At 52.3% G+C, this 7,203-nt stretch carries 10 protein-coding genes; 9 read left to right on the top strand and 1 reads right to left on the bottom strand.

Annotation, left to right across the window (positions count from 1 at the left end):
* Positions 1 to 106: 106 nt before the first annotated feature.
* Positions 107 to 535 (bottom strand): DUF2871 domain-containing protein, encoded by a 429-nt coding sequence (locus ABNS49_RS10030; protein WP_135980916.1) that lies wholly within the window; start codon positions 533 to 535, stop codon positions 107 to 109.
* Between the two features lie 80 nt (positions 536 to 615).
* Between ABNS49_RS10030 and ABNS49_RS10025 the strand changes: the two genes are divergently transcribed.
* From ABNS49_RS10025 to ABNS49_RS09985, 9 genes are all read left to right on the top strand, one after another.
* On the top strand, positions 616 to 1,086 hold the full coding sequence (locus ABNS49_RS10025; protein ID WP_135980915.1) for a GNAT family N-acetyltransferase: 471 nt from the start codon (positions 616 to 618) through the stop codon (positions 1,084 to 1,086).
* Between the two features lie 133 nt (positions 1,087 to 1,219).
* Positions 1,220 to 2,584: a replication-associated recombination protein A gene (locus ABNS49_RS10020; RefSeq protein ID WP_135980920.1), complete on the top strand. Its 1,365-nt coding sequence runs from the start codon at positions 1,220 to 1,222 to the stop codon at positions 2,582 to 2,584.
* Positions 2,581 to 3,051 (top strand): tRNA (adenosine(37)-N6)-threonylcarbamoyltransferase complex ATPase subunit type 1 TsaE, encoded by a 471-nt coding sequence (tsaE, locus tag ABNS49_RS10015; RefSeq protein WP_135980914.1) that lies wholly within the window; start codon positions 2,581 to 2,583, stop codon positions 3,049 to 3,051. The genes ABNS49_RS10020 and tsaE overlap by 4 nt, the downstream gene beginning before the upstream one ends.
* Positions 3,029 to 3,628 (top strand): tRNA (adenosine(37)-N6)-threonylcarbamoyltransferase complex dimerization subunit type 1 TsaB, encoded by a 600-nt coding sequence (tsaB, locus tag ABNS49_RS10010; protein ID WP_135980913.1) that lies wholly within the window; start codon positions 3,029 to 3,031, stop codon positions 3,626 to 3,628. Before tsaE ends, tsaB begins: the two co-directional genes overlap by 23 nt.
* Positions 3,625 to 4,068: a ribosomal protein S18-alanine N-acetyltransferase gene (gene rimI / locus ABNS49_RS10005; RefSeq protein WP_135980912.1), complete on the top strand. Its 444-nt coding sequence runs from the start codon at positions 3,625 to 3,627 to the stop codon at positions 4,066 to 4,068. Before tsaB ends, rimI begins: the two co-directional genes overlap by 4 nt.
* 1 nt (position 4,069) lies before the next feature.
* Positions 4,070 to 5,071 carry a tRNA (adenosine(37)-N6)-threonylcarbamoyltransferase complex transferase subunit TsaD gene (gene tsaD / locus ABNS49_RS10000; RefSeq protein WP_135980911.1) on the top strand — a complete coding sequence of 334 codons (1,002 nt, stop codon included), beginning with the start codon at positions 4,070 to 4,072 and terminating at the stop codon, positions 5,069 to 5,071.
* Between the two features lies 1 nt (position 5,072).
* Positions 5,073 to 5,618 (top strand): GNAT family N-acetyltransferase, encoded by a 546-nt coding sequence (locus tag ABNS49_RS09995; protein ID WP_288342278.1) that lies wholly within the window; start codon positions 5,073 to 5,075, stop codon positions 5,616 to 5,618.
* 24 nt (positions 5,619 to 5,642) lie between these two features.
* On the top strand, positions 5,643 to 6,512 hold the full coding sequence (locus ABNS49_RS09990; protein ID WP_135980909.1) for a MurR/RpiR family transcriptional regulator: 870 nt from the start codon (positions 5,643 to 5,645) through the stop codon (positions 6,510 to 6,512).
* Positions 6,502 to 7,179 carry an HAD family phosphatase gene (locus ABNS49_RS09985; RefSeq protein WP_135980908.1) on the top strand — a complete coding sequence of 226 codons (678 nt, stop codon included), beginning with the start codon at positions 6,502 to 6,504 and terminating at the stop codon, positions 7,177 to 7,179. Before ABNS49_RS09990 ends, ABNS49_RS09985 begins: the two co-directional genes overlap by 11 nt.
* Positions 7,180 to 7,203: the final 24 nt, after the last annotated feature.

Raw genomic sequence — 7,203 nt, 5'->3', positions numbered from 1 at the left:
GGAAAGAGAAAGAAGGCGTGTTTCTGGTTTTGAGAGATCGAACGACCACCTTGCCGCTGGCGAGGTTTTTTTGTGCTGTTTTAATCAAAAAGAAAAAGTCGATCGCTTACGCTTTCGCAATCGACTTTTTTATAAGAAACAGCAGCCAGACCAACCCAATCGCCAGCAAAATATGGCCGATCCCGGCAATTCCCGAAATCGCGGCGTTAGCTGCCGAACTCAGATTCATCGCTTTGACGGTGCAAATGCCGCGGACAAGAAACAAAAGCTCGGTCCAGTTTAATCCGATTTGATACAGCGCAAGAACAAGGCCGCTTCTTTTTTGGCTTGAGAAACCAAACGATTGCTCGAGGGTAATCAAAAGCAAAAACATCAACGCGCCCAGCACGATGTAGTGGACATGCATCACCCGTAAGGAGGAAATTCCTGTAAAACCATTCCATTTTGTGAATTCACGGTAAAAGACGCCCGAGGCCAAACCGAGAATCGCGTAGAGGATAGAAAGGTTTATCCATTTCTTTTGAATTGTTTTCATATTCTTCACCTCACTCCGTATTATAATAAAAAAGAAAAAAAGAAGGAAATTCGTTTGAACACAAAGGAGGAAATGTATTGATGCGAACTTTGCGAAAAGCGCAAAAGGCGGACATTCCCGCTTTGATCCGCCTGCTTCATCAAGTCAACTCGATTCACGCCCAGGGACGCCCCGACTTGTTCCGGCCGGACACGACAAAATACGACGAACAGGAACTTGGGGCGATTTTGGACAATCCCCAAACGCCGGTTTTTGTTTGCTGCGAAAACGACGAGGTCCAAGGGTATGCGTTTTGCGTTCATCAGCGGCATGCCGGCGACCGGCTCTTCGCCGACATCGAAACGTTGTATATCGACGATATTTGCGTGGATGAACAGGCGCGTCACCAGCACATTGGCAAGGCGCTGTACGATTTTGTGCTGGCATACGCTCGCGAACGCGGCTGCTACAACGTAACGCTCAATGTGTGGTCGCTCAATCCGGGCGCGCAGGCGTTTTACGAAAGTCTGGGAATGAAGCCATACAAAATCGGAATGGAAACGATTTTGTAGCGTGCGTTTTCCGTTTAGGTCCGATCCATTGGGAAAGGACTTTTTTTGTGAAACATTCCCGGCTTTTCGCCGCTAGTGCCTGATGGAAACGGCTTCCCAAACCGTGTTATAATAGAACCCGGAGAATACAATGATGGAAACCATACAAACTTCTTTATTTGATGAGGATAACGAGCGTGAAAAACCTGGCGAAGTCTTTCAGCCCCTGGCCGACCGGATGCGGCCGGAAACGCTGGAAGAATACGTCGGGCAAAAGCAGCTTGTCGCCCAAGGCAATTTGCTTTGGCGGATGATTGAAAACGATCAAATCACGTCCATGATTTTTTGGGGACCGCCCGGTGTGGGCAAGACGACGCTGGCGCGGATTATCGCCAAACAGACCCAGTCGCATTTTATTGATTTTTCCGCAGTGCAAAGCGGAATCCGCGAAATCAAGGAAGTGATGAAAAAAGCCGAGCAAAACCGGATGGCAAAAGAGAAGACGATCGTTTTTGTCGACGAGATTCATCGCTTCAACAAAGCCCAGCAGGACGCCTTTTTGCCATACGTGGAAAAAGGCAGTATTATTTTGATTGGCGCGACGACGGAAAACCCGAGCTTTGAAATCAATTCCGCACTTCTTTCCCGCTGTCGAACGTTCGTGCTCAACTCGCTGGACACCCAGGATTTGATCCAGCTCATTCACACGGCGCTTGATTCCCCCAAAGGCTTTGGCGCGACTACGATTGAAATCGAGGAAGAGGACATCGCGGCGATCGCCGCCTTTTCCAACGGGGACGCCCGCTTTTGTTTGAACACCCTGGAAATGGTCGTATACAATTCCCCCAGCGACGTTTACGGCATTCACGTTTCCAAAGACATTTTAAAGCAGTGTTTGCAGCGCCGCTCGCTGCTTTACGATAAAAAAGGCGAGGAACACTACAATATCATTTCCGCGCTCCATAAAAGCGTTCGAAATTCCGATGTCGACGCCGCGATCTACTGGCTGGCCCGCATGCTGGAAGGCGGAGAAGACCCGCTGTATGTCGCCCGCCGCCTCGTTCGCATGGCGAGCGAAGACATTGGCATGGCGGATTCCAGAGCGCTGGAAATTTGCGTGGCGGCTTACGACGCGGCCCATTATTTGGGGATGCCCGAATGCAATGTCCATTTGACTCACGCGGTCGTGTATTTGTGTCTGGCTCCGAAATCAAACGCGCTGGAAACCGCGTACAACGCCGCGAAGGCGGACGCGCTAAAAACGCTGAACGAACCGGTTCCAATGCAAATCCGAAACGCGCCGACCCGGCTCATGGAAGATCTGGGGTATGGAAAAAACTACGAGTACTCGCACGATTTCGCGTACCACATGACGGATATGCAGTGCCTGCCGGACGCGCTCAAAGACCGGCACTACTACACCCCAGGCGATCAGGGGTCGGAAATTAAAGTAAAACGGCGCCTTGAGCAAATCAAGGCGATCAAGGATCATTATGCCCAAATCAGGAGGAAATCATGAAATTTGAAATCCATTCATTACAGGAAACGAAAAATTTTGCCCAGGCGATGGCCGCGCGAATCCAGGGCCACGATCTCGTGGTTTGTCTTAGCGGGGATCTGGGTGCCGGAAAAACGACGTGGACCCAGACGTTTGGAAAAGCGCTTGGCGTTAAAAAAGTCATCAACTCGCCCACGTTTAATATTATGAAAGCGTATCGGCAAGGCGACGGGAAGCCGTTTTACCACATCGACGCGTATCGTCTGGAAGGCATCGACCAGGATCTTGGCTTCGAGGAATGCTTTGACGAGGGGATTTGCGTCGTGGAGTGGTCGCATTTCATCGACAACCAGATTCCGGACGACCATATCGAAATCCGGATCCTGGAAGGAATCGGGGAAGAGCGTTCCATTGAGATGACCGGACTGGGCGAGCAGTCGAAAACCATTGTGGAGGAGTATGAACATGATCACATTATGCATGGATAGCGCGTATAAAAACCTTGTTTTGGGCTTGTATGAGGACGGCCGCTTGCTGGATGGCGTGGCGTTTGAGGCGTTCAAAAAACAAAGTGAGACGATTTTTATCGAATTGGAAAAGCTTTTAAAAAATAACGGGGTGGACTATGCGGATATTGACCGAATCGTCATTACGGACGGGCCGGGCAGCTACACCGGCATCCGGATCGCGATGACCATCGCGAAAGTGCTGAGCACGCAAATGGGGCAGTCGCTCTGCTGCGTGTCCACGATGCAGCTGTATGGCGGCGCCCAAGGAAAGGCGAATGTGATTTTGGATGCCCGCTCGAATCGGGCGTACGTGGCCCATTTGGAAGATGGCGAAATCATCGGGGAAACGTCGATTTTGCCGCTGGAAGACGTGAAAACGTTTGTCGAGGAAAATCCGGGGACGTTGTACGGGGATGCCCACCTCATTGGACAAGCCGGCGAAAAAGCGGATTTTTTGAAAAACTTTATCGAGCTGGAGCCGTTGTACCGCCAAATTGAAAACAAGCACACGCTCGCCCCGCAATATTTGAAGGAAAGCGACGCGTACAAAGTATGATTCGGGAAATGGGAATCGACGACATCGCGCAAGTTGTCGAACTGGAAAAAGAATGTTTCAAAGAGCCGTGGGGCATTGACAACGTGCGATACGAAATCGAGGGCAATCCTTTCTCGCATGGCTGGATCCTGGAGCAGGATGGCTGCATTCACGCGTACGCTTTTTTATGGGAAACCTTTGAAACGGCGCAGCTGGCCCGCATCGGCGTGCATCCGGCCAGACGCCGGCTTCACCACGCGGACACGCTGCTGAAAGCGCTGGAGCGAAGAGCGGCACTGGCGGGCTGCGAAGTCGTGACGCTGGAAGTGCGCAGCTCCAACGACGCGGGAAGAAAGCTTTATGAAAAAAATGGATTCATTCCAATCAATGTTTCGAAAAAATATTATCCGGATGGAGAAGACGCTGTCATCATGACCAAACCGGTAGGAGGGCTGGACTAAAATGATCGTATTGGGAATTGAAAGCAGCTGCGATGAAACCGCGGTTGCGATCGTAAAAGACAAAAAAGACGTATTGTCGTCCATTGTGGCGACACAAATCGACGCCCATAAGGAGTTTGGCGGGGTCGTGCCGGAAGTCGCGAGCCGCATCCATGTGGAAAATATTTCGATTTGCATCGAAAAAGCGCTTCAGGAAGCCGGCCTGACGATGGCGGAAATCGACGCGGTCGCCGTCACGAAAGGGCCGGGACTCATTGGCTGCCTGCATGTCGGTGTGCAAGCCGCCAAAACGCTGGCTTTCGCCTATCATAAGCCGCTTGTGCCGGTGCATCATTTGGCCGGGCACATTTACGCCAACGAGCTCGTTGTCGACTTAAAGTATCCGGTGCTGGCCTTAATTGTGAGCGGCGGCAATTCCGAACTGGTGTATATGAAAGACGAGCATAGTTTCGAGATTTTAGGGGAAACGCAAGACGACGCCATCGGCGAAGCGTACGACAAGGTGGCTCGCGTGCTCGGTCTTGGCTATCCGGGCGGTCCGAAAATCGACAAGCTGGCTAAAGAAGGCAAGCCGGTGTACACGCTGCCGCAGCCCAAAACGGAAGGCCGGTACGATTTCTCTTTTTCGGGATTGAAGTCGGGGGTACTGCAATTTGTAAAGCGGATGGAGCGCAACGGCCAGACGTTCGAGATGGCGGATCTGGCGGCCAGCTTTCAGGAAACCGCGCTCAACGAGATTTTCTCCCGGGTGGAACGCGTGCTCGACGATTACCCGGAAATCCGGCATTTTGTCGTTGGCGGCGGCGTTTCGGCGAACTCGCGGCTGCGTGAAAAAGTGGAAGCGCTGCAAGACAAATACCCGGCCGTTGAATTCACGGTGCCGCCGATGTACTGCTGTACCGATAACGCGAGCATGATCGCGATCGCGGGCCAAATCGCCTACGAGGCGGGCCGGCGCGCGGATGCGGGATTGACGGCGGATTGCAGCTGGGAGATCGAATAAGATGATTCGAATCGCGCAAGTGGAAGACATTCCGGCGATTTACGAGATTTATTGTTTTTATGTGGAGCATGGCGAGGCGCTTTTCGATTTGCGCCCCCAGCCATTCGAGGCGTTTCAAAGGATGTGGAAGCAGCAGCTTGCGATGTATCCGGCGGTCGTGGCGGAACGGGACGGGCGCGTCATCGGCTACGCGGCGGCGCATCCGGCGTTTTCCAAAGACGCGTACCAGTTTTGTATGGAGCTTTCGATTTATTTTATGCCGGGCGACCATTTTGGCTTGGCCGGCCCGCTTTACGAGGCGCTGGAGCGCTTTTTGATCGTGCAAGGATGCCGGTGGATTGTCGCCTGCATTACGGAAACAAACGAGGCGAGCTTGCGCTTTCACGAGGCGCGCGGCTTTGTTTGGAGCGGCGCGCTGCCGGCTTGCGGTCACAAGCATGGCGGATGGCATGGCGTCGTCTGGTATCGCAAAGAGCTGAACGCCGATCCGAAGCGGTGGATCCCGTTTTCGGAAGTGATCGCGTTGGAGGCGAAACGATCGGATTGACAAAAAAGGGGAAGGGGTGGCGAGATGTCGATTTTTACAAAACTCGAATATATGCAGGGCTGGACGCAGGCCGAAAAACAAATCGTGGCTTTGATTTTGGAAGATCCGGCCAACGCGGTCGAATTGACGAGCCGCCAGCTGGCGCAAAAGGCGAACACGTCGCTGTCGACGATTTACCGGGTGTGCGAGAAACTGGAAATTGGCGGGTATGCGGATTTGCGTTTTCAGATCATGCAGGAGCTTCCCAACAAGCGGCAGACGATTTCGGATTACGACGCGCCGTTTGGCGAGCAAAGCACGGATTATGAAGTCATCCAGACGCTGGCGAACCTGGAAAAAGACACGATTGACGAAACGGCGTCTTTTATGGATTTGAATACGCTGCGTCTGATTGTCAATCGAATGGAAATCGCGCAGGATATCAACTTGTACACGTCGACGAAGCATCGCAATCTGGCTCTGAATTTCAAGCAAAACATGGCGCAGCTGCGAAAGCGGGTCCACGTGCTGACGGAAGTGTACGACCAGGAGCTTGCGGCGTTGCAGACGCGCGAGGAAACGATGTCGATCGTGATCACCTACGCAGGCCGGATTCGCGAGGTGAAACCGGTTTTGCGGTATTTGCGAAAGCACGGGCATGTCGTCGTGCTGATTTCCTCGTTGTGGGACAACACGTTTAAGAAGTACTGCGACTACCATCTTGTGATTGCTTCGCAAGAGTCGACGGCCTCGGAGCGGATTGGCCGGTTTTCAAGCAACGTGTCGATCACGTTTATTTTGGATGTGCTGTACAGCTTGTATTTTAAACGGAATTTTCAGGAAAATATGAAGACGCGCACGGAAGGGGCGCCACTGGGGCTTTTGTTGAAAGTGGAAGAGGAAAATGGTGAATGAGATGGTTGAAGCGGTTATTTTTGATATGGATGGATTGATGTTTGATACGGAGCGCATGTTTAAACGACAGTTTCGCAAGGCGCTGGATCAAAACGGGCTGGCGCAGGTGCCGGATACGGTCATCGAGGCGATGATTGGCTGCGATTCGCGGCGGATCGCTTTGTTTGAGGATCGGTTTCCGGGCATTGGTGATGTGATGCGGCGCTGTCAGGAAGAGCGGGCGGATTATTTTTTTCGCTTTTTTCCAACGCCCGGATCGGCGAATAAAAAAGGCTTGCGGCGCTTGATGGGCTATTTGGATCAAAAACAAATTCCGTACGCGATCGCTTCGAGTTCGTTCCGCCATCATATTGAACGGTTTTGCGACTACGCGGGGTTCGCGATGCATCCCAAAGCGGTTTTATCGGGAAAGGATGGCTACCGGTCCAAGCCTGAGCCGGATATTTTTTTGGCGGCGGCCAACGCGCTGGGCGCTGATCCGGCGAACTGTCTTGTGCTGGAAGATAGTAAAAACGGCATTTTGGCCGCGCATCGTGCAAAGATGCAGTCGATTTTTATCCCGGATCAAATCGTGCCGGACGACGAGATGCGCAAGGTGCTTTGGCACACGTGCGCCGATCTTTCGCAAGTAATCGAATATTTAGAAAACACGGGAAGTGTGTTATGATACAAAGGAATGTGAAGGAGAGTA

This window comes from uncultured Dubosiella sp. (genome assembly GCF_964018005.1).
Classification (GTDB): Bacteria; Bacillota_I; Bacilli_A; order Erysipelotrichales; family Erysipelotrichaceae; genus Dubosiella; species Dubosiella muris.
This window is presented reverse-complemented; position numbering and strand designations above follow the sequence as displayed.